Raw genomic sequence first — 22,960 nt, 5'->3', positions numbered from 1 at the left:
TGCAGAGTAGCTACGTTGGGAATAGATAAGCGCTGAAAGCATCTAAGTGCGAAACTAGCCACAAGATGAGACTTCCATTGAGGGTCGTAGGAGACTACTACGTTGATAGGTTACAGGTATAAAGGTGGTGACATCATAGCCGAGTAATACTAATTGCCCGAAGCTTTCTTCAGATAGAAATAGGGTGAGTGGTTGATTAAGTTGAATAGGAGAATGGTTGCAAAGCCGTACAAATAAACAATAAGAACGATCACTCACCTGAAACAAACAAAAACAACAAATGCTGTTGTTTTCTCTTAAATTCAATCACTTCTTTCAATAATATGTCATGTTAATGGTAGTGAATGGTGAATGGTTGATTAGGTGAGTAGTTGCAAAGCTATAAACCATGTAAATGATCAGACAAGAACCACTTAACCACTCACATAATCAACCACTAACTTAAAAACATTCAGGTGCCTATATCGGCGGTGTCTACCTCTTCCCATTCCGAACAGAGAAGTCAAGCCCGCCAGAGCCGATGGTACTGCGGTAAAACGTGGGAGAGTAGGTCGGTGCCACCCTTTATCACCTTTAATGGTGCAACAATGCAAAAGCCTTAGCTAATCACTAAGGCTTTTTGCGTTGATACGCTTTTTTGCTCCTGCATATCAACCGGAAAACACTCACCACTCATCATTCACTACTCACTAAAAATATTACCACCTCCCTCTTGTCATCCTGAACTTAATGAAGGATCTTCTGCGCTGTACAAAGCAGCTATACAGGGCGAAGATGACCCTTCAAACGTTCAGGATGACAAGAGGGGTAATGCCAATCTATTTCTTTTCTGGAAAGGACCTCGGTTTCGCTGTTGTCGCGGCGCTTATCGAAGAAAAGGCTTTCTTGTGATTAGCCTCGGGTATCATGCTTATTACGTTCTGTACGGTGAGGTAGGTTGTCGACTTTTTGACGACTTACCTGGATCTTGTATGTTATTTAAAGCCCATTATTCACTTCTTAAACTCTGCACCGGATTAGTGATCGCTGCTTTTATCGCATGATAACTAACGGTTACCATCGCAACAATAATAGCCAGGAGCCCTGCCGATCCAAACATCCACCATTGTATAGAAATACGGTAAGCAAATCCCTGTAGCCAGTTATGCATGGCCCACCAGGCTATCGGTGAAGACAGGATGATGGATAATAATACCAGTTTCAAAAAATCTGCGGATAAAAGACTGTTGATTGATGAGACACTGGCACCTAAAACTTTTCGTATACCGATTTCTTTAGTGCGCTGCTCAATAGTAAACGCGGCTAATCCGAACAAGCCCATCGCTGCTAAAGTAATAGTTATGAGAGTGAAAATACTAAAAATAGAAGCCAGCTTATCTTCAGCCTTATATCGTGCATTAAAGGCATCGTCCATAAAAGTGTAATCGAATGGGCTATCCTTATCATATTTTCTGAAAATTTGTTGTATAGAGTTTATGACAGTGGGTAAATTGGTATGCGAAGTTACCTTTGCAAAGAGATAACGCCCACCCGAGCCCAAAGCCCAGGATTTGGCTGTATCAGGAGTTATGAAGAGCCCCAACGGCTGAACTTCATCCTCCAGCGAACCAAAGTTGAAATTTTTCACTACCCCTGCTATTTCGATAGGTTTAGGCCCCGGTTTTATAAAGCTTCCGACAGGATTTAAAGGCAAGTGTAGTTTTTCTGCTGCAAGTTCGTTAATGACTATCTTTTGGCTAATTTCCAATTGGTTGTTTTGTAAGGGAGGATATTTCCATTTTAATCCCAAAATCGAAAGGAAATTCTTGTCTACAGATAAAAAGGGAAGCATTATATTTTCATCTTTGGTGTTCCCGCTTATGCCTATCATATCGTAGTTGCTGAACATTCCATAACGGGAGGTTGCCACCTTACTTATGCCTGGTAATGACATAACCTCTTGCTTAAATGCCGGATAACTTTTTAGTGTACTTCCAACGGGTATCATAACGATGTTATCTCGATCTACCCCGGTATCTGTATGCCTGAAAAAATAAAGCTGTCGGTCTATTACAATACCGCAGATGATAAGCCCTACAGATATGGAAAATTGCAGCGTGGTAAATATTTTTCGGATGATGACACCTCCTGACTGTTTGCTCATTTTTCCTTTAAGGGTGATAGCCGGTTTAAAGCCCGACAAAACCAACGATGGATAGCTACCTGCTATTAATATTGTTAAACACAATAGCCCCAATAAAAGTGATAAGATTATCGGTTTAAAAAAGAAAGCATTATCAATGTCCAATTGAAGAATATTACACAGTACGGGTTTGAATAAATAACACAACAGGAAGCCGATAAAGAAGGATATGATCGAGAAAACAGCCGATTCAACATAAAATTGCATGGCGATACCTTTGCGGCTTGCGCCTGATACCTTACGCACACCAATTTCTTTCGCCCTTAATGTAGCCCTTGCTGTGGAAAGGCTCATATAATTGAATAAAGCCAATAAAAGAATCAGCAAAGCTATTAACGGAAATATGGTTAAGTATTTAAAATTAGAATTGTCATATGATCTTTTCAGGTGCCTGTCTACCAGGGGGAACAGTGAAAGTTTCACCTCCGGACCTTTTGTGTTGTCGGAATAAAGCAGTTGAAGGCCTCGTTTCAGCGCTGCCGTATCTGTGATATGCCGAAGGCGAAGATAAATATCAAAAAGCCCTCCGCCTACTTTTTGATCGCCAGCAAATTTCTTTGCAATTTTAGTTGTCATGAAACCGCTGTTGGAAGCAACAAAATTGTATTCAATTGAAGAATTGGAGGGACAATTTTCGGCCACTCCGGTTACCTGGTAGGTGTAGGCACTGTCAGTCCTGATGGTGAGTTGCTTGCCGATTGGATTTTCGTTGCCAAAAAACTTCCTGGCCATGGTTTGTGATATAACCACCGAAAAAGGAGCAGATAATACTTGCGAAGCTTGTCCGGACAATAATTTAAAGGAAAAGAAATTGAAGAATCCAGCATCTGCAAACAACAGCTTGTTTTCAGAAAACTTTCGGTCCGGGTTTGAAGGATTACTGATTACCACAGATGACATAAAATAATGCAGCGTGCGCATGTAATCTTCAACAGCGGGTTGCGACTGTTTAATGATTGGCCCGGATGCATAACTCATCTGATCCATGTTCATCGTATTACCATTCATGGTCATTTGCGCAAATGGTTTGTAGATGCGGTCGGCATTTTTATGAAAGCGGTCATAACTATGTTCATGGGCAACGTACAGCATAATGAGCATGCATACCGCCAGTCCTACTGCGAGCCCCGAGATATTAATCAGGCTGTAAAGTCTTTGGCGTAACAGGTTTCTCCAGGCGATCTTTAAATAATTCTTAAACATATAATTCCGATTTAGTTTCCGGGAAGGTCCGTTTGGGGTGGCGTCCTGGTACGAAATTATTGATGTAGAATGGGAATAAGGTCTCAAATGATAAGTTGGGCCACCTTTTTTAAGGTCGGCCTTATATACTGCGGGGCTTTTTCCGGTAATTTCACGGAACGTGCGGTTAAAAGTTGACTTGGAGTTAAAACCCGAATCGAAAGCTATGCCCAACACCGTTAGCCGGTCAAACCTGGAGTCTTGCATTTTTTGCGTTACTTCCAGTATTCTATATTCATTAACAAAGTCATTGAAGTTTTTCCCGAACGTTCCATTGATGATTTTGGACAATTCATGAGGATGGATATTCAGCTTTTCAGCCAGTGTGCCCAAACTCAAGTCCGGTTCTTGATAAAACCGGCCATCTTCCATAGCTTTTTTCAACCATCGTCCTTTTTCTTTAAAGACTACTGAGATTGTTGGCTTAGGTATAATGGGTGTATCAATGGGAGGCATACTCCCCGGTTTTAAGAAAGCGATGGCAGCTATCCGGATCATGGCAACCGTTATGAGCAGGTACAAAGGGTAATATGCATATATCCCGGAAGCGGTATGGTAATAAAAGTAATTGATTGCCGTAAAAGGTATCCACGACAACCACAATATGCCAAAAGCTTTCAATGAACGGTGCAGCCAACGCAGCCCCAATCTGTTTCGATCTCCCCAGGTATTAAATTTCAATCCCTGATAATAACTTTCAATCAGCCGGAACGACAAGCACAGATAGATCACTACCGAGATAAATGCTGCAAGATGCAATGCCAGATTTATTTGTTGAAAGGTTGTGGTATTATAAATGGGTTTACCAATGCTTTTCGTTATCTCCAAAATCAACATGAATTGTTCAGACAGTATCGGGGCGAAATGTAACAGGTCCTTCCACGAGAACAAATGATTTGGTTTGGTGGTCTTTAATATATAAAAGTATATAAAAGGGCCAAGAGCCAGTGAGAATTGTAGCGGCAGCCAGCTAAAGCGTGGAAAATAATTGTACAGCTGTATATCCAAACATACCATCCTTGCCATCCATATAACTATGGTTATCAGCGCCATGGCGAGAAAACGATTAGCAACGCGGTTAATGCCTTTGCTGAAGCATAATAGGAGTGCATAATTCAATCCGATAAATATCGCTCCAATGGAGGCCAGGTCGTAAAGATTGATATGGAATGTATACGGATTCAAGTGAATTTGTTATTTCAAAACCATTCTTAATTTACATCTTAATATTGATGTGTAGAATAATAAGACCATTTAACGCTCATAAGAACCTGTTTCTTATAGGCTGGGCTCATAGTTATCAATCCGTTTTATTAATGCAGGAAACGCCAAAGCTAAGTCAGTATACTTTTGCCTTCATAAAAACCACCGGCAAATTTTCTTCGTTTTGTAATAGCATTTTTAATAATGTTCTTAAATTAAACCTGTGCTCCCGCGGACTGATCCTTTTCGCCCCATTTTTCGATATCTTCTACCCATTGCTGCTTCTTCATTGTCAAAGCGATAAGCAAAGCGGTACCGCTGAATGCCAAAGCGTCAAAAGCGCTGGCCAGCAAGTTTCCTCTGTCGGCGGCAAAAGGTGTGCTTAACGTTCCGGGCACATGCACCAGCCATACCCACAGGAAGATTTGAAGCGATAAAAGTAAAGCGATAATCCTGATCCGGACACCCAGAATGATTGCAATGCCTCCGGCTGAGAGCGTTATACCGGTAAGCATAACCCAAAAGAGATGATTGGCCATCCATTTCGGAACCATATTTACTAAGTAAGGTGCATAAATAATGTGCGAAATACCATAGCTCGTTATCGTGTATAAAAAGAACAGGTTTCCGTATGGTGCGAGCTTTTCTAAAAAGCTTTTCTTAGCGACCTGACTTGTACCGAACGAATGAGCGACAACGAACGCGCACCCGGCAAGTGCCAGCTCCTTTAGTGGTGTTGTCCACAGCCCCAGATGGTATAGTTTATTGGGCTCGGAGATCAGTTCATAGGTTATGTGGGTACCCAGGAACAGCGTCATAAAAACGCCGCCGAGTATCAGCGAAGCCTTTTTGCCTTTGCCTGGTATCAAAATAAGTGTGCCGGTTATAATGAGATATAACCCGAATAAATAAGACAGTATATTTAAAAATGGCAAGTGCTGCTGGTAAACAGAAAAAAATACGTCTCTAAAAGTTCCGAAGTAAAATTGCTGCAGGCCATATACAATTAACGCCGATGCGTAAAAGGCCCTGCCTGTAATAATTAACATTTTCATGGATTTAGGAATGAGGTTTGCGAATCAAAAATAAAGCTGTAGCGGCTCTTAAATAGCTTTCTTCTGTACACAACGGAAATCGGCGGTATCCGGCGTTGACCGAAAAATAAGGTCGTTGGTCGAAAAGCTGACCTGTTCTATGTTCGATCCGAAAAAATCGAGGCCAAAAATCTATACCTTGCTTAAAAAAAGCAGAACCATGACCCTTAATAAGGATATAGCATTCAATGGCCTATTTTGGTCGCTGTATTTTTTATACCAGTGGCTTGGGCTGGCGTCATTGTATGGCGACTACAATAGTTATTTCATTAACGCCTGCATGGCACTGCCGGTGTCTTTGATATTTTCTATGCTTGCTGTTCATGTTTTTTTCCGGCGATATTATCAACAGGGTCGGAAAACATCTTTTTGGCTCGGAGTGATTTTTAGCTCCTGTTTATTGCTGCTGATCAGGCGTTATTTCAATTATTATATCATTTATCCGCGTTACTTTCCCATGGCGTTAAATATGCCGCTGTTTTCGGCGGGAAAATTCCTGGTCGATTTTGTAAACCTTTATGCGATAAGTAGTTTATACGCATTGTATTACTCGGTTCGTTTCTGGTACCAGGAAAAGCACCATGTGCAGGAGTTATTACAACAGCGGACGCTTGCAGAATTGGATCTTCTCAAATCGCAGGTGCAGCCACATTTTGTTTTTAATACTTTGAATAACATCTATAGCACAGCTCTTAAAACAAGTCCCGAAACGGCCATCTTGATTGCTCATCTGTCAGGCTTTCTAAGTTACAGTTTATACGATGCGTCAAAGAATACGATAGCCCTCGCAGAGGAGATAGATTATATCAAGAGCTATATCGAGCTTCAAAAAAACAGGTATGGTGGCAGGGTAGATATAGCCGTCAATGTTTTTGGCAATATTGAGGGCCTTCAGTTAGCTCCGCTGTTATTATTGCCACTGGTTGAAAATTGTTTCAAGCACGGTGTTGGTGATTCTATTGAAAAAAGTTGGGTAAGGATCGATGTAACCAGGCAAGCAGACCGGTTTTCGATCACGATTGAAAATAGCTGCGACGATAAAACAAGGCGGATAACCCCGGATAACAACGGAATTGGTTTAGTAAATGTCAAAAAACGCCTTCAGCTGATCTACCCAAACCAACATAACCTGAAAATTATTCAGGGGCAAAATACCTATCTTGTTATATTAGAAATTCAAAATTGAAGGTAATGGTGAGGTGCTTGATAGTTGATGACGAAGAACCGGCAAGAGAACTGATTAAACTGCATCTTTCAGGTCTTGAAGATTTTGGGGTTGTGGCTTCGTTAGGTAATGCGCTGGATGCATTTGTTTTCCTTCAGAAAAATCCGGTCGACCTGGTTTTCCTAGACATTCAGATGCCAAAAGTCTCCGGACTTGAATTGGCAAGGTCATTACAATCAAGTCCAAAAATCATCCTGACTACTGCTTATCGTGAATATGCCGCGGATGCCTTCGAAATGGAGATATTCGACTACCTGGTGAAGCCAATTACGCAAGAACGTTTTATGAAGGCCATGGCTAAGTTTATGCACTATTGGAACGGCAAAGCCGAAATTAAAGAAACGAACATAGATAACGATAATCCCTATATGTTTTTTAAGGTGGGCAGAGAGCAAGTGAAAATATTGCTAAAGGATATCATTTACATAGAAGGCCTGGCCGATTATATTAAAGTACATACCATGGATAAATCCTATATCGCTTCTGAAAAACTTGGTTATATGGAACAAACACTTCCGTCAAATTCGTTTGTGAGAATCCACAAGTCATTCATTATTGCATTAGATAAAATTACCAGTTTTAATACCGACCAGGTAATGCTTAATGACAAACCACTGCCTTTGGGAAGGCTTTTTAAAGTTGTTTTCTTTAAAATAATTCAGGCGAAAACAAAGGGCTAAATTTAAGCATACTGCAGTTTTGGAAGTCGTTTGAAAAATTCTTGGGAGCGATAGGATAAAGGCTCATGTTAATTTGTCAGGCTCCTTTTTTAACTTTCAGGCTGCTTAATAACTGATCGTACAGATCGGTGCCCGACGACTTTTTAGGTTTCAGTTTCTTGATGGTAGGGCGTTTGCCTTTTGCCTTAGCCTCAATGATCCGCCTGAGTTCCGTATGATATTCGTCCTTGTATTTAGAAAGGTCCAGCGGCTCGGAATATTGATTGATCAGTGCGAGGCCCATATCCAGTTCTTTTTTACTTACCTGGATGTCGTCGTCGAGTTGCAGCTCCTCCTGGTCACGAATCTGTTGCTGAAACCGGATTCTGGTGATCACCAGGTCTTTTTCAACGGGATGTACGATACAAAGGCTTTCGGTACTGCGCAGTACAAAACGGGCCAGGCCTGCCTTACCCGATTCTTTCAACGCTTCCAGCAAAAGTGCATAAGCTTTGTTCTTTTTGGTAGCAGGCTGCGTGTAATAGGATGTTTCGTAATACATCGGGTTTATAGCCGCGATATCCACAAAATTTTCTATTTCGATTACCTTTGTTTTCTCCGGGGCCGCTGCTTCAAAGTCCGCCTCTTCAAGAATAACATAGTCGTCATCGTATTTATAGCCTTTAACGATCTTATCATAAGGAACTTCTTTCTTAGTGCGCTCATTGATGCGCTGAAATTTGATGTTAGCATGGTCGCGGCTGTCCAGCATATCCAGGTCCAGCCGGGCTTCCTGTACCGCCGAATATAACTTGATAGGGATGCTCACCAGCCCAAATCCTATAGAACCTGTCCAGATTGATCTCATGATGCGTTATTATTAAAGTCTTTCAAATGTTTATCGCCCGGATGCTGCAATCGTGCTTCGATCTGGTCTGCAAGCAGGTACAATAGTTCTTCATCCAATCCTTCGGCGTTTTTGCAAAGATGCAACACGTTTTGAGCATCCGGCTCAAAACTGGCCACCAGTTTCCCATCTTCAAAAACTTTGTACCTGCATTTTGTTTCATCGTGATGCGGATATTCTCCCACTTCAAAATGGTGTACTTCCTTGTCTGTACTGATCGTGATCGGGTAATTTTCCATAGCTTACTTTCAATTGATTAATAAACAGGTCGTTCACGCTTTTGTTTAACGCAACAGTACAGTGTGTTTAAAAAGTCCGATCCAATTCATGGTTCATAATCAGCTTTTATCTGAATGTTGACGAGGGTTTTAGGATGAATCAAGTTTCTTCATCAAAATCAAACACCAAATCTTTTTGCTTCTGAATTAAGCCAGTCAATTGTACATCCTGTTTATGCAACGTTTGTTGCTGAACCAGCAAAGTTGTGCCCGTTTTAAAAAATGCCGTTTCATAACCGAACGCCTTGATGTACGGTTTTGTTACAGGATGTAATTTGTGTAAAATGTAATTATTTATATATCAGTTTGTTGTTGAATTGGAATGGCAATTGATATGTTTGATTACTTGAATTCATACGCCTTCCATATCAATTTGTATGACCTGGTTACCCTTGGAACGATATTCGTTGGGCTTACCTTTGCTATGCTGCTGTGGTTCACAAAGAGCATCCATCGTTCGGCGAACCGGTTTCTTGCTTTGGCTTTGACCATTATGGTTTTATGGATGATGAGGATATTGAGTATTGATATCCGATTGGAGACCTACCTGCCCGGATGGGATTGGCTACCGTTACAATTTTTACTTGCATTGGGGCCTATGATCTATTTTTATGTGCTGAAAATAACGCGCCCGGAATTCAAATTTACCCGAAGACATTTATTGCATTTTGGCCCGTTGTTGCTGGAGCAAGCAATATTGGCATTAGCGATCAAAGAAAGCATCCGTACCGGAGCAGCTACCTATGCTACACATGTTTTTCAATTGTTGAACCCGGTATTGCAACTGCTCATATTTATTTCAATGATGATTTATCTGTATAAATCTCGTCGGCTTATACAAAACTTTTACCGGCGTATGCAACCCGTTCTGATGGATCGGTCATTACTCGAATTTCGCTGGCTTCACCGCTTGTTGTCGGCTACTGCTTTTTTGTGGCTATTGTGGATAGCTTATGCCGCAGTCGATTATTTGGGCTATCGCAATCAAATTGGCATACATGTTTATTATCCTTTTTATATCTCTTTCGCAATAATTATTATCTGGACTTCAATAGCGGCTTTCCTGAAGCCCCAGGCACCAGTGATAGCTCAGCAATTCCCGGTTTATAAGTCCTCGCCAACGGCAGAACTAAAAGGTAAAGGAATTTGGTTGAAGAGGGCGATGGAAGCTAATCTTTATCATCTGGACCCCGAATTAACATTGATCTCATTGGCCGTAAAACTCGGGTTGCATCCTCACGAATTATCGCGCGTTATTAACAGCGTGCTTAAAAAAAGCTTCAATGATTTCGTTAATGAATACCGGATCCGGGCTGTTGTAAAAAAAATGCAGGATCCAGCTTATGATCATTTTACTTTCCTGCGCATAGCTTACGAATCGGGGTTTAATTCACAGAGCACTTTTACCCGGGTTTTCAAACAGTTTACCGGGCAAAGCCCGATGGCGTTTAAAAATAACTTGAAAAATGGTTGCTCAACTTATAAGTTGGGCAGACAACTGCAATTCGAGCCCGTAATTTCGAAGTATAATACCACTTCCGGGTGGTCTCCTTCAAAATTAAATCGCGGCATTATGTTTAAAAATTACTTAAAAATTGCTTTCAGGAATTTCTGGAAACACAAGGTATTTACACTGATCAATATTATAGGTCTTTCTATTGGCATCAGCGCTTCGCTGGTAATTTATCTGATCGTACATTATGACCTTACATTTGACAAGTTTCACAAAGATAGCGACCGGATATACCGCGTGGTATCTAATTTTAAGTTCCAGGGCAATGAGAGCCATAGCTATGGCGTCACCACTCCGATGGCTGCGGGGATAAAGGCTAATGTTACAGGGGTTGAAATAGTAGCTCCCTTGTATACATTGAACCCTGATGTAATGGTCATCGATAAAAATAACGCGCCCTTAAAGTTTAAAGGACAAGATCATATTACCCTGGCCGACCAGAATTATTTTAAGTTAATTCATTATACGTGGCTTGCAGGTTCGCCGACAACTGCATTGAACGAGCCTTACCATGTTGTACTTACTTCGGAGCAGGCGAAGGTGTACTTCCCCTCGCTGCGCTACGAACAGATGCTCGGTAAGATCGTAACTTACGATACATTAAAAACAACGGTATCGGGCATTGTTGAAACCATAAAACAGAATACCGACTTTTCCTTCCACGATTTTATCTCGTTTAGTTCAGCCCAGCCCAAAAACAGGCTGGGTATGGATTTGCAGCTTGACAGTTGGGGAAGTACCAACTCTGCATCGGAGGTGTTTATCAAACTAAATCCTAACGTTTCTGCGGCAGGAGTGCAAAAACAGGTTAACGCTATGTACAAAAAGAGTAACCCGCAAAGCGCCGAAGACCTGAAAAACGCGAGTGAGCAAACCTATACCGTTCAACCATTAAGCGACATCCATTTTAACCAATTATATGGCACCTTTGATTTTAGCGGGCCTGCAAGTATAAACAGGTTGTACCTGTTACTGGTTATTGCCGGATTCCTGTTACTGCTTGGCTGCATCAACTTTATCAATTTAACTACAGCACAGGCTACCCAAAGGGCAAAAGAAATTGGCGTCCGCAAAACCATGGGCAGTAGCCGCACGCAGTTAATAATGCAGTTTTTGAGCGAAACGTTTCTGATTGCCCTTTTTGCCGTACTAATGTCAATGGGCCTTACGCCCTTAATCTTAAAACTGTTTTCAGATTTTATAGCCTCTGGAGTAAAAGCGGATTTTTTGCATCAGCCCGATATTTTCCTGTTCCTGTTTGCTCTAACAGTCATTGTCAGCTTTTTATCCGGCTTTTATCCCGCGCTTATGCTATCAGGCTATAAACCCGCTTTAGTGCTTAAAAACCAGGTGCAAAGCGGTAGCCACAAAACACGGAGCGCCTGGTTGCGCAAATCGCTCACCGTGTCGCAGTTTATTATTGCCCAGTTTTTCATCATGGCTACTATGTTGGTAAGCAAGCAGATTTATTATGCGCTACATAAGGATCTGGGCTTTAAAAAGGACGCGATTGTTTATGCGCAAACCCCATACAAGGTTGGTAAAGCGGCCACAAACAAGGTGATGGTAAACAAATTGCTTGCCCTGCCCGGTGTTGAAATGGTAAGTCTGGGATATTTCCCCCCTTCATCGGGATCAACAAACGCCACAAATGCTGTTTATAAGGATGGAAAAAAAGAAACCATCACTTCGGTTGAACTAAAATATGCAGATGAAAATTATGTTAAAATATATCATATCAAAATACTGGCCGGTCGGAATATTACGTCTGCCGATAGTACAACAGGTGTGATAATTAATGAAAAGTACGCCCGCGTCATGGGATTTTCAAACCCGCGTGATGCGATTGGCAAAACGCTGGAGAAATTGAATAATTCAAAATCCAGGCGTATTGTTGGTGTTGCCGGCAATTTTTATACCCATTCGCTCCAGTCGCCCATGGGGCCTCTGGTTATTCTTGCGGCTGGCAGCAACAATTTCTTTCAGAATAGCGTTATCCATATCGCCCTGAGACCAGAAAATCAGGGAAACCTCAGCTGGTCAAAAACGATGATGGACATGAACAAAATCTGGAAAGAATTTTATCCCGACGACGATCCCAATTATAAGTTTTACGATAAATCAATAGAACAATTCTATAACCAGGAAAAACAAACCTCCACCTTATTAAGCTGGGCTACCGGGCTTTCGATATTCATTAGTTGTTTGGGCTTATTGGGCCTTGCTATTTATACTACGGAGCAGCGAACAAAAGAGATTGGCGTACGTAAAGTACTCGGCGCTTCTGTTGCGCAAATCGTGCGCCTGCTCTCCACCGAGTTGATATTGCTTATCCTGCTGGCATTTGTGATTGTTACGCCACTGGCTTGGTGGGCCATGAATAAATGGATGGAAAATTATGCCGATAAGACAACAATTAGCTGGTGGATCTTCGCGGCGAGTGGGGCAGGCATGCTGTTGACCGCTTTCATTACCTCCAGTTTTCAGACAATCAGAGCAGCCGTGGTTAACCCTGTAAAAAGTTTGAGAAGCGAATGATTTGCATGGCAGGCTAAGGAGCTAACCTTTTTGTATCAATCAAAAAAGCTCCGGCCGTTTTATTTATAAGCTGTTATAAAAGGTCATCGAACGATGGCCTTTTTTCTTAGTGTCTTTGTCAAGCTAAAGCGTAGTCAAAAATATCGTGGCTTCTTTATGTGTACTGTCGCGACAGAGCAAATGGCTTGAGGCGCTCAGGATGTTCCTGGTTTGTATCATTAATTACAACAATGCCTGTCCGGAACTGCTTTGGAAATGCTGAACCTTCAATTCGAACATTTGGGCGATTTTAGCGGCCCGCCATTTTGCCTCTTCAGCTTTTTCACCGCTAAAAAGCTCATCGATTGTTTGCGTAAATAAGTTTATCCAGCGGTTGAAATGCGCCGGACCGACGGGTAGTGTTGCATGAGGTGGAAAGGGGCGACCGCTATAGGTATGTTCACCAAGCAGGGTAGTTTGCCAAAATGCATACATTTTTTCAAGGTGTTGAGGCCAGTTGTCTTGTATACGGCCGTTAAAAATTGGCCCCAGCAAATCGTCTTTCTGCACTTTATCGTAAAACGTATCCACCATTAGTTTAACATCGCTGAGATCCAAGAGCTGCCTTTCCATTTCCATAACTGCAATATAGTTGATTATATGCCAATGAAAAGTGATACCTGTCAGGTATATGTCAAATCATAGCTGCAAGGTATTTATAATATAAAACGTTAGGTTTTATGTAATCAAGAGGATTTGCTGCCCGCTTATATCCGTGGTTTTTTAACGGAGCCGCTTAATCCTTTATTGATTGAGGCTCATTGCCTATGTTAATTGCCACGCTGAAGTCACAGTTGTACTATATCAAAGGTCGACACAGCAAGGCACTTTCTTTTTTATAGCTTTGTTTTCAAAATACTACCTATGGATTTAAATAACGTAACTTTAGAAATAACCGGTCTCATCATCACGTTCGACCATTATGAAGCCCTGGCGGCAAACTTGTTGAGTAAAGGAAAAAGCGGGTTTAGCGATGATTACGGGAAAATACAAAGCAAAAACAGCGGTCATCTGCGTGCTTTTTTTGGCGATACAACTTTTTATGATGAAGACAAACAATTAAAAAAGTTGTCCGACATTAAAGCGGCAATTAAAGCGGGGCTGGAAGGTGCGGATACTAAAAAGGTGCACGAACTTATTGAGAAGCTTGAGAAAGATGCAAAAAAAATGAGGAAGCTTTACAAGGCGCTGCAGCAATGAGGATGAAGCGAGCCGGTTGTATAGCTGGCTGAGACAGGCGATATTTTTTTTAATGCTTGAGCCGCTCGTTTCAGGTGTTTTAAAAGCTACATCAAAGCTCCGATATTATGGTATCGGGGCTTTGATATTTTAGTATTAACTAAAATAGGTGCTTTGTCATTTTGGAAACAACCATACTCATTTTGGAAACTTTTGTCATGCTGCCACCCCGCAACTTTGCAGCATAAAATTTATGACATCATGAAAACCATTTTTATTACCGGTGCATCTACCGGATTAGGTAACGCCACTGCAAAACTTTTTCAGGCCAGGGGTTGGCAAGTGATCGCTACTATGCGTAACCCAGAAAAGGATACCGAACTGAAACAACTTGAAAACGTTACCTTATTACCGCTTGACGTAACCGATATTAACCAGATCAGCAAAACAGTACAAACTGCGCTTGAGCTTACAGATATTGACGTGGTTTTTAATAACGCAGGCTATGGCCTCATAGGCCCGATGGAAGCTTATACCGACGAACAGATCACCAAACAACTCAATACTAACCTGCTTGGTGTAATGCGTGTTACACAAGCCTTCATTCCATATTTTCGCGAACGTAAAAAGGGTTTGTTTATCAGTACAACTTCTATGGGCGGATTACTTTCCTTTCCGTTATCCTCAATTTATCATGCCACTAAGTGGGCACTTGAGGGTTGGAGCGAAAGTATGTCGTTTGAGTTGGGTATGTTCAATGTTGGCATTAAAACAGTGGCTCCGGGCGGTATCATTACCGATTTTGGCGGCCGCTCTCTTGAGCCGGTGAGTCATCCCGCCTACGACGCTGCCCTGCAAAAAATGTTCGCTTTGTTTAATGTAGATAATTTTTCGACTGCCGAACAGATTGCCGATGTTGTGTATGAAGCAGCTACCGATGGAAAAGACCAGGTACGTTATGTAGCCGGCGCGGATGCCAACCGTTTGTATGACCGTCGGCTGGAGGTTGGTACCGAAGCATTTCGCAAAGAGTTGGGCCATATGATCTTTGAACAGGGAAATATTTAAATTAGCATTATGAAAAAAACAAGCCAGGCGCCTGTTAGTGTCCACAGTATCAGCGAACTTCATAAACTGATGGGCCTTCGCGGTCCGGCGCACCCAATGATCAGTCTTGTTGATAATACAAAGGTTGTTATCAACCTGGATAAAATGCCGGATAGCTTTGTGCTTGATTTTTATAAAATTTCCTATAAAAAAACAATGAAAGGCCGTATTGGTTATGGCCAGGGATATTATGATTTTGATGAGGGCGGGTTGATTTTTACCGCCCCTCATCAGGTCATCCACTTTGACAGAGATGTTGAATATTATGGTTTCTCTATACTCTTTCACCCCGATCTTCTGCGCAACTATCCGTTGGGTAAGAACATGACTAAGTACGGTTTTTTTTCGTACGATACCCGGGAGGCGCTGCATCTGTCGGAAAAGGAAAGAAATATCATATTGAACATCATGGAGCAGATAGGTGCCGAACTGGAAACCAATATCGACGATTTTAGCCAGGATGTAATTATATCTTATCTTGAAGTACTCCTAAACTACAGTAACCGGTTTTATAAGCGCCAGTTTATCACCAGGAAAGCGTTGAACCACGACTTGCTGACTAACATGGAAGAACTGCTTGCTGCCTACTTTGAGGAGCGGCAAGGCCTTAAAATAGGCTTACCTACAGTTGAACATCTTGCCGATCAACTAAATTTGTCGCCACGTTATCTGAGTGATATGTTGCGCTCCCTTACCGGTCAAAGTGCACAGCAGCATATCCACCAAAAACTGATAGATAAAGCCAAAGAATATTTAACCACCACTAATTTGTCTGTAAGCGAGATTGCTTATATGCTTGGGTTTGAACGTCCGCAATCATTCAATAAACTTTTCCGTAAAAAGACAGAGCTGTCGCCGCTGGAATTCAAACAAACTTTTAATTAACCGGTATCATTAAAACTGCCCCCATACTATTCCAGTGTAGGCGGTACCCGGTAAAATCTGAATAAAAAAATATCCCGCAAGTAAGTTCAATTAATTTTTTCCAAGTACTTTAGATTCTGAATAGGGATGGGTTGGTTATCCGGCTTGAGGCCGCTAAAATAAGACTAACATGTATATAATGAATCTAAAGACAAAGCGCTGCTTACCTGTATTTTGCACGCTAACATTTTTATTGGCATTTGTAATGATAGGCGGGGAGGTCATAGCACAGGTAAAAAAACAAGTGCAATCCTTACCTAAAATAAAAGGTGAAAAACCAAGAAATGTGATCTTTATCCTTACGGATGATCATCGCTATGATTTTATGGGTTTTACCGGCCGGGTGCCCTGGCTCAAAACGCCAAATCTCGATAAGTTATATGCAGAGGGGGCCTGGTTTAAAAATGCTTTTGTAACCACATCTTTATGTTCGCCCAGTCGTGCTTCAATATTAACAGGTGCGTATTCTCATGTACATACCATTGTAGATAATAATGCACCCGAGCCGCCTAATCTGACTTACTTTCCTGAATATCTTCAAAAGGCAGGCTATCAAACCGGTTTCTTTGGCAAATGGCATATGGGCGATGATGATGACCATCCTCGTCCTGGTTTTAACCAATGGGAAAGCTTTCGCGGGCAGGGTGTATATTATAACCCTACGCTAAATATTAATGGGAAACGGGTAACATACGGTGACTCTACTTATATCACCGACCTGCTTACTGAACATGCACTTGGCTGGCTTAAAAAAAGGGATAAATCGAAACCGTTCTTTTTATACCTCTCGCACAAGGCAGTACACGCGCCAATGCAGCCGGCCAAAAGGCACCGCGGATTATACAAAAATTTGCCGTATACCTTACCATCCACGTTTTACCAAACCCAAACTGATGCCTACAAAAAACTGGGCTGGCCCGAATGGGTAAAACAACAGCGTTATAGCTGGCACGGGGTGGATTATCTGTATCATACACACCAGCCAATAGAAGAGTTGGTAAGGGATTATTGTGAAACTTTGCTGGCTGTTGATGAAAGTGTTGGCGCAGTTATGGATTATCTGAAGCAGGAAGGTCTCGATCAGAATACCCTGGTTATTTATATGGGTGATAATGGCTTTAGCTTTGGCGAGCATGGTTTGATCGATAAACGCCATTTTTATGAAGAATCGGTTAAAGTGCCATTTTTGGCCCGTTGCCCGGAGCTTTTTAAAGGTGGCCAGGCTATCAGCAAAATGATCCAGAATGTGGATGTAGCGCCAACCATTCTGCAGGCGGCCGGTCTGCAGAAGCCTGCTACCATGCCAGGAAGTTCTATTATTCCGCTGTTGAAGGGCGACTCCACTAAATGGCGCGATAAAATCTTTTATGAATATTACTGGGAATACGATTTCCCGATGACACCGGTTATTTATGGCGTGAGGACAGATAAATTTAAATACATCAGGAACCAGGGCGTATGGGATACCAACGAACTTTACGATCTCGAAAAAGATCCTGCTGAAAGCGTTAACCTAATTGACAGGCCGGAATATGAAGAAACGGTAAAGAAGCTGGCAAATGATTTGTATGATTGGCTGGAGAAAACAGGAGGGATGCAAATTCCGCTTAAACGTACAGTTAAGCATCCATGGGGCGATTACCGGCATCCTTACAACGACTGATAATTTTTGTAAGAGTTATAATTTAAAGACAGGTTGAAAATTAAGTTGTAAGATGGATAATTCAAGAGTATATAAAATGTCTTTTGCGAGTGTCTATCCGCATTATATCCTAAAAGCGGAGAAAAAAGGCCGTACAAAAGCCGAAGTAAATGAAGTTATATTTTGGCTAACCGGTTATGATACAGATATGCTGCAAAAACATATCGATGATAAAACCAACTTTGAAGACTTTTTTGCAGGAGCCCCGCAATTAAACCCCAATGTTTCAAAAATTACAGGTGTAATTTGTGGATATCGTGTTGAAGAAATTGAAGATAAACTGATGCAGAAGGTCCGTTATTTAGATAAGTTGATTGATGAATTAGCAAAGGGAAAGTTAATGGATAAGATTTTGCGGAAATAAGAGCCGCTTGCCATTTAGAGAATTAACAAAAGAGCCTGTTTTATTGTACAATAAAACAGGCTCTTTTGTTAATAGGTGTTATACACTAAAATTAATTAATGTTTTAGGCAATCTCAGCCAAAACTTCGCGCCACTCAATAAGTTCGGGAAGGCCAGGTTTGCGTTTGCCAAACATCTGGACAATCATTTCACCTTCGCTGTTAAAAAGTTCAAGAGAGTTAATGTTGCCATCGCTTGATGGTTTAACAACATGCCATACCGAAGCAATCGCATCCATGCGTAAATGCAGGTTAAACTCAGGATCAAGCACGTTGAACCAAACATCCATTTCTACAATGCGTGTAACTGTGCCTGTATGGATCTGGATGCAGCCGTGATTGCCCACAAACACCATAACCGGGATCTGTTTTACCGAACACTTTTGCATTACTGCCTTAAAATCATCGGTATTAATTTGTTTGGCAAAGCCGGTAGGAGCAAGCCTTAGGGCCTGGGTTCGGTTAAGATTAAAACGCTTTAGTAAGCCAAAAAATTCGTGGGTATCCTGTAAAGCTATCCAAGCTTGTTGAAATGCGGCAACATCAATTTCGCCATCTGGCAATGAGGTTTTAACAGGAGCAGGGACTGGCAATAAAGCTACTGCTTGCTGATCTGCTTTCCGGAAGCGGGCAACCAGTTCCGGATATTTTTCGGTGTTGCTTTTATCTGTGAGATAGATTTTATGTATGGCTACCCCGTTGCCATCAAAAAACTGGAAGCTTTTAAGGTTATTGTCTTCTACGGCAAAACCTAATTTCCACTGGCTCATGAACAAACGCAGGTCGATATCTGGTCCTAAAACCAAACCTGCATGCGGGCTAAATGAAACTTTTTCGTAAACGCCCTTGCGCTCATGAACGCAATATTCATTACGGGTGAGGGCCATAACGTAACCTAATGAAGTGATCTCTTTTAGCAGGTCCTCAAATTTATTTTCAAGAATGATTACGTTTTCGCCTAGGCTAGTCATCAGTAATTCGGCTTCGCTTACATTTAGGGCAGCAGCTATATCGCGGATCCTTTTCTTCGGGTTTTCGGCTTTAAAAGCAAGATATTGTTCTTTTAATGATATGGTTTCCATATTTATTGTGTGTAGGGTTTTAAACTGTAGTTTGTGCCTGGTGTATCATCACCTTAGGCATAATAAGTTGTTTAAGCGTGTTAGGATTGGTGAAAACATCAGCCTCAGCTTCAAAAACATCGTAAATGCTTTTGGTATTCAGTATTTCGGCAGGCGAGCCGTGATACCATTTGCGTCCGTTTTTCAGCATCATGATATTATCAGCATATTGAGCGGCAAGGTTAATATCATGCAATATGGCCACTACCATGAATCCTTTTTTTGCCAGCATGGCTGCCAGTGATAGCGTTTGCTGCTGGTACAGGATGTCCATACCTGATACAGGTTCGTCCAATAGCAATAATGCTTCAGGCGTATCCCAGATTTGGGCTAATACCCTTGCCAGGTGTACGCGTTGCTGTTCGCCGCCGGATAACCACAGGAATGAGCGGTCGGCCATATGTGTTGTGCCTGTGATGGCCATTACCTCGGTAATAATATCAAGATCATGCGCTGCAGGTTTATTGCTGTAGTGGGGATAGCGTCCCATCTGCACAATATCCATCGCCAAAAAATCGAGGTTGATGATGTTTTGCTGATTGAGGATAGCCCGCTTTAATGCCAGTTCTTTTGCTGTATAACTGTTCAACACTTTTCCTGATAACGTGATTGACCCGACCGATGGCTTTTTTTCGGCGCTGAGCAAACGCATCAACGATGACTTCCCTGCGCCATTAGCGCCAAGTATCACCATTACCTCTCCGGGATGTACCATAAAGGATATATCCTTTACAAGGGTATGTTTACCGGCTTTATAAGTTACATTTTCAACTGTAAGCATCTTATCTGGTAATTTTCTTTTTATCTTTTATCAAAATATACAGGAAAACGGGAGTGCCAAGCAAAGCGGTAATTACACCGATGGGGAGCTCGACCGGAGCTACCACTTTGCGGGCTATCATATCGGCAAGCGTTAGGATCAACGCGCCCATTAGTGCCGATGCCGGTAACACGCGCCGGTTATCCACCCCAAAAATGAGCCTTACCATATGCGGTACCAGTAAGCCAACAAAGCTGATGATGCCCGATACCGCAACTGATGCTCCCACCGCCATGGTTGAAAGTATAACCACCCAGCGCTTCACTCTGCCCACCGGCAGGCCCAGTTGTTGTGCCTGCGTTTCGCCCAATGCAAAGGCATTAAGTGTTTTAGCCATTGTTGGTAATAAAACCAACGGAATAATTACAAAGGGTATAAGGCATAAAATAATTTGCCAGGTGGCACCGCCAAGGCTGCCTAACAGCCAAAAAGTAATATTGCGCAGCTGCTGGTCATTAGCCATATAGGTAACCAAACCGGTTAAAGCCCCGGCAAGCGCGTTAACCGCTATGCCTGCTAAAAGCATTGTTGCCACATTGGGCCGACCGTCATTGCGCGAGATCTGGTAAACAACAAGTGTTGCAATACCCGCCCCGGCAAATGAACCAAAGGCAAGTAAATAATAACCCAGCAAATTACTTAAGCCTGCCAATAACGCGGTTTCGGCAGCGATGATGAGCACGGCAAATAATGATGCGCCCGAAGAGATACCGATCAAACCCGGTTCGGCAAGCGGGTTGCGGAATATTCCTTGTATGGCAGCGCCCGAGATACCTAAAGCTGCACCGACAAGCAGGCCCATGATTACACGGGGCATTCGTACAATAGTTAATACCGTATCAAATTGCTCATCAACAGCTGTGTTTTTAAACAGCCATACTTTTTTTGCCAGTATAAGCAGCACATCCTGAACAGGGATTTTCATGGCACCCATGCTTAATGACAAGGCTGCCGTAAAGAAAACCCCTAAGCCTAATATTGCATAGATAAGTCCGTTCTTCATTGCAGGTTTTTATTCAGCCCGGTAATAGCCCGGTCAAGCCTTACGCTGAAGTTGATTAAAAGTTCGCCGTCCATCTGTACAATTTTTTTGTTTTTACCGGCATTGGTTTGTGCTACACCCGGCATTTTCAAAACAGCGTCGGCACCGCCAAGGCTGCTCAGGCCAAAATCGAACATGAGGATCACATCCGGGTTTGCTTCAATTAGTGACTCTGTTGTATAGGGCTTAAAGTTGTCAAATCCCTGTGCTGCATTTTTGCCGCCAGCCAGTGAAATGATAGCATCAATGTTGGTATTTTGACCCGCAACAAGCATAACGCCGGTGCCTCGTGCATAAATGAACAACACTTTCGGGGTTTTATTGCTCTTTTTAACCTCGGCAAGGGCTTTGTTCACCTTTGCCTGCGTTTGTTTAGCCAAAGCTTCGCCCTTTGCGGGCACCTGAAGGGCAGTGGCTACTGCTTTGATAAAAGCTATAGAACCGTTAACAGAAAACTCCTGTTTTATATTTACGAGGTTAATGCCGGCAGATTGCAATTGGTAAGCTATTTCTTTTGACACACTGCCCTCAGGAGCAAGCACCAAATCGGGTTTAAAAGAAATTAAACCCTCGGCAGATACTGTACGGTTCTTACTCACTTTTGGTAAGGCGGCGACATAGGCTGGGTAGATACTGGTTACATCAACAGCAACGATGCTTTTGCCAAAGCCCAGGGCATCAACGGTTTCAGTTAACGCACCGCTTAAGGTAATGATCCGTTTAGGTGCCGCTGCATTAACCTGGATACTAAATCCCAGCAGCAAAAGCAGGAATATGTTTTTTATAAACTTGATAGATACTTTCATAATCAATTAAGGGGGAATACCGATTTTAAACCTTGTAGTGCAGGGATGTGTTTCGGCTGTGTTTACTTGTCGTGCTTGTTAAATACATTCATTTCAGGAATGGAATTGCACAAGCCCGGAGGGTTACGTCAAAGGTTTGCTATAAATTAACCGCACTATACCTGAATGTATAATTGGCCGACGCTCCATCTGCGCTACCGTCTTTATAATAACTATCAACAACCAGTTTATAATATTTACCGGCTGCCGTGTGGATGAAGATCACTTTACCGGCAATAGGGGCAACCACATGATTGTCCATATTATAGGTGTACCAACCTTTGCCGCTGCCCCACGGAAGCGCTGTTTTTCCTTTTTGATATCCGGTTGTTGGCGCGGTGGTTATTTTATCAAAAGAAGCATCTGAAATTATTTGCCCTTCAGCTGTACTGCGCAAAACGATAACGGTATGCTGAAATGCGAGGTCCCAACCGGTTTTAGCCGTATCAGCTTCGCTTACTTCGGCCCCGTTTTCAAGATTAAAATAAGTGATTTTATCGGCTGCATTAAGGTTTTCAACTTTCTTTACGGTATTTGTTTGCGAAAAAGCATATCCAACAGGCATTAGTAAGCCGGTTAGCAGGAACCTATAGCTTTTTTAAGGGTGATCATAATCTTAAATTGATTAAATGTGACATTGATTGCACAAATCAATAATTTAATTAGACTAATTCCAAATAATAATCAACTTTTATGAAATTTACATTTAGATAAAAGCTTAACCTCGGCTTTAGGTTTAAGAATGTGTTTTAGTAAGTGTTTGATTGGTTGGTATTTGCTGGCTTTGCAGGGCGCAGTTGTCTCCTGGCTTAAGTGCCAATGTCAGAAAATATAAAGTGTTATTCTTAATGCTAAAAGCAACCGCCACAAAACCATAAACTGCATTTTTTTTGCGCTTGGCACTGTGATTTAGAATTTTCGCCCCATTTCATTAGGAT

General features: G+C 42.1%; 18 protein-coding genes and 2 rRNA genes. 10 read left to right on the top strand and 10 right to left on the bottom strand.

Going from position 1 to position 22,960, the window contains the following annotated elements; translation table 11 throughout:
- Positions 1–173: ribosomal RNA gene (locus tag BMX50_RS32700) — 23S ribosomal RNA — on the top strand; the annotation flags it as partial.
- A gap of 278 nt (positions 174–451) precedes the next feature.
- Positions 452–563 (top strand): 5S ribosomal RNA (gene rrf, locus BMX50_RS32695).
- 425 nt (positions 564–988) lie between these two features.
- Here the strand turns inward: rrf and BMX50_RS32690 are convergent.
- Positions 989–4,609, bottom strand: coding sequence for an ABC transporter permease (locus BMX50_RS32690; protein ID WP_091221765.1), 3,621 nt, complete (start codon positions 4,607–4,609; stop codon positions 989–991).
- Between the two features lie 233 nt (positions 4,610–4,842).
- Entirely contained in the window at positions 4,843–5,682 is an 840-nt protein-coding gene (locus BMX50_RS32685; RefSeq protein WP_091221760.1) for a DoxX family protein, read from the bottom strand.
- 199 nt (positions 5,683–5,881) lie between these two features.
- Here BMX50_RS32685 and BMX50_RS32680 point away from each other — a divergent pair, with 199 nt between their 5' ends.
- On the top strand, positions 5,882–6,907 hold the full coding sequence (locus BMX50_RS32680; RefSeq protein WP_091221798.1) for a sensor histidine kinase: 1,026 nt from the start codon (positions 5,882–5,884) through the stop codon (positions 6,905–6,907).
- Positions 6,908–6,912: 5 nt separating this feature from the next.
- Complete coding sequence (locus BMX50_RS32675) at positions 6,913–7,626, top strand: LytR/AlgR family response regulator transcription factor (RefSeq protein WP_091221756.1); 714 nt, start codon at positions 6,913–6,915, stop codon at positions 7,624–7,626.
- Between the two features lie 76 nt (positions 7,627–7,702).
- Here the strand turns inward: BMX50_RS32675 and ku are convergent, their stop codons facing one another.
- Both ku and BMX50_RS32665 read right to left on the bottom strand, forming a co-directional pair.
- A complete protein-coding gene (ku, locus tag BMX50_RS32670; protein ID WP_091221751.1) occupies positions 7,703–8,473 on the bottom strand; it encodes a non-homologous end joining protein Ku in 771 nt (256 codons plus the stop codon).
- Positions 8,470–8,751, bottom strand: coding sequence for a hypothetical protein (locus BMX50_RS32665; RefSeq protein ID WP_091221747.1), 282 nt, complete (start codon positions 8,749–8,751; stop codon positions 8,470–8,472). Before BMX50_RS32665 ends, ku begins: the two co-directional genes overlap by 4 nt.
- A 373-nt stretch (positions 8,752–9,124) precedes the next feature.
- Between BMX50_RS32665 and BMX50_RS32660 the strand changes: the two genes are divergently transcribed.
- A complete protein-coding gene (locus BMX50_RS32660) occupies positions 9,125–12,841 on the top strand; it encodes an ABC transporter permease (RefSeq protein ID WP_167668168.1) in 3,717 nt (1,238 codons plus the stop codon).
- Between the two features lie 222 nt (positions 12,842–13,063).
- On the opposite strand, the gene BMX50_RS32655 is transcribed toward BMX50_RS32660, so the two are convergent.
- Complete coding sequence (locus BMX50_RS32655) at positions 13,064–13,459, bottom strand: group III truncated hemoglobin (RefSeq protein ID WP_244281161.1); 396 nt, start codon at positions 13,457–13,459, stop codon at positions 13,064–13,066.
- A gap of 285 nt (positions 13,460–13,744) precedes the next feature.
- On the opposite strand from BMX50_RS32655, the gene BMX50_RS32650 reads away from it, so the two are divergent.
- The 5 genes from BMX50_RS32650 to BMX50_RS32630 all read left to right on the top strand — a co-directional run bounded on the left by BMX50_RS32650 (position 13,745) and on the right by BMX50_RS32630 (position 18,156).
- Positions 13,745–14,080: a hypothetical protein gene (locus tag BMX50_RS32650; RefSeq protein WP_091221739.1), complete on the top strand. Its 336-nt coding sequence runs from the start codon at positions 13,745–13,747 to the stop codon at positions 14,078–14,080.
- A 240-nt stretch (positions 14,081–14,320) separates the two neighbouring features.
- The gene (locus BMX50_RS32645; RefSeq protein WP_091221735.1) at positions 14,321–15,127 is read left to right on the top strand and encodes an SDR family oxidoreductase; all 807 of its coding nucleotides are present in this window, start codon (positions 14,321–14,323) and stop codon (positions 15,125–15,127) included.
- 9 nt (positions 15,128–15,136) lie between these two features.
- Positions 15,137–16,051: a helix-turn-helix domain-containing protein gene (locus BMX50_RS32640; protein ID WP_091221728.1), complete on the top strand. Its 915-nt coding sequence runs from the start codon at positions 15,137–15,139 to the stop codon at positions 16,049–16,051.
- Between the two features lie 178 nt (positions 16,052–16,229).
- On the top strand, positions 16,230–17,753 hold the full coding sequence (locus BMX50_RS32635) for a sulfatase family protein (RefSeq protein ID WP_208864849.1): 1,524 nt from the start codon (positions 16,230–16,232) through the stop codon (positions 17,751–17,753).
- A gap of 52 nt (positions 17,754–17,805) precedes the next feature.
- Positions 17,806–18,156: a DUF2200 domain-containing protein gene (locus BMX50_RS32630; RefSeq protein WP_091221719.1), complete on the top strand. Its 351-nt coding sequence runs from the start codon at positions 17,806–17,808 to the stop codon at positions 18,154–18,156.
- 103 nt (positions 18,157–18,259) lie between these two features.
- On the opposite strand, the gene BMX50_RS34830 is transcribed toward BMX50_RS32630, so the two are convergent.
- The 5 genes from BMX50_RS34830 to BMX50_RS32605 all read right to left on the bottom strand — a co-directional run bounded on the left by BMX50_RS34830 (position 18,260) and on the right by BMX50_RS32605 (position 22,587).
- The gene (locus BMX50_RS34830; protein WP_091221714.1) at positions 18,260–19,276 is read right to left on the bottom strand and encodes a hemin-degrading factor; all 1,017 of its coding nucleotides are present in this window, start codon (positions 19,274–19,276) and stop codon (positions 18,260–18,262) included.
- Positions 19,277–19,295: 19 nt separating this feature from the next.
- Positions 19,296–20,096 (bottom strand): heme ABC transporter ATP-binding protein, encoded by an 801-nt coding sequence (locus BMX50_RS34825; RefSeq protein WP_091221710.1) that lies wholly within the window; start codon positions 20,094–20,096, stop codon positions 19,296–19,298.
- A gap of 1 nt (position 20,097) precedes the next feature.
- Positions 20,098–21,138, bottom strand: a complete 1,041-nt coding sequence (locus BMX50_RS32615) for a FecCD family ABC transporter permease (protein WP_091221707.1) — start codon at positions 21,136–21,138, stop codon at positions 20,098–20,100.
- Entirely contained in the window at positions 21,135–21,983 is an 849-nt protein-coding gene (locus tag BMX50_RS32610; protein WP_091221703.1) for a heme/hemin ABC transporter substrate-binding protein, read from the bottom strand. The genes BMX50_RS32615 and BMX50_RS32610 overlap by 4 nt, the downstream gene beginning before the upstream one ends.
- A gap of 139 nt (positions 21,984–22,122) precedes the next feature.
- Entirely contained in the window at positions 22,123–22,587 is a 465-nt protein-coding gene (locus BMX50_RS32605) for an HmuY family protein (RefSeq protein ID WP_091221700.1), read from the bottom strand.
- Between the last annotated feature and the right edge of the window lie 373 nt (positions 22,588–22,960).

Origin of the sequence: Mucilaginibacter gossypiicola (assembly GCF_900110105.1) — a bacterium.
Lineage (GTDB): Bacteria > Bacteroidota > Bacteroidia > Sphingobacteriales > Sphingobacteriaceae > Mucilaginibacter > Mucilaginibacter gossypiicola.
The sequence above is the reverse complement of the archived record's forward strand: the minus strand, read 5'-3'. Positions and strand labels throughout refer to the sequence as shown.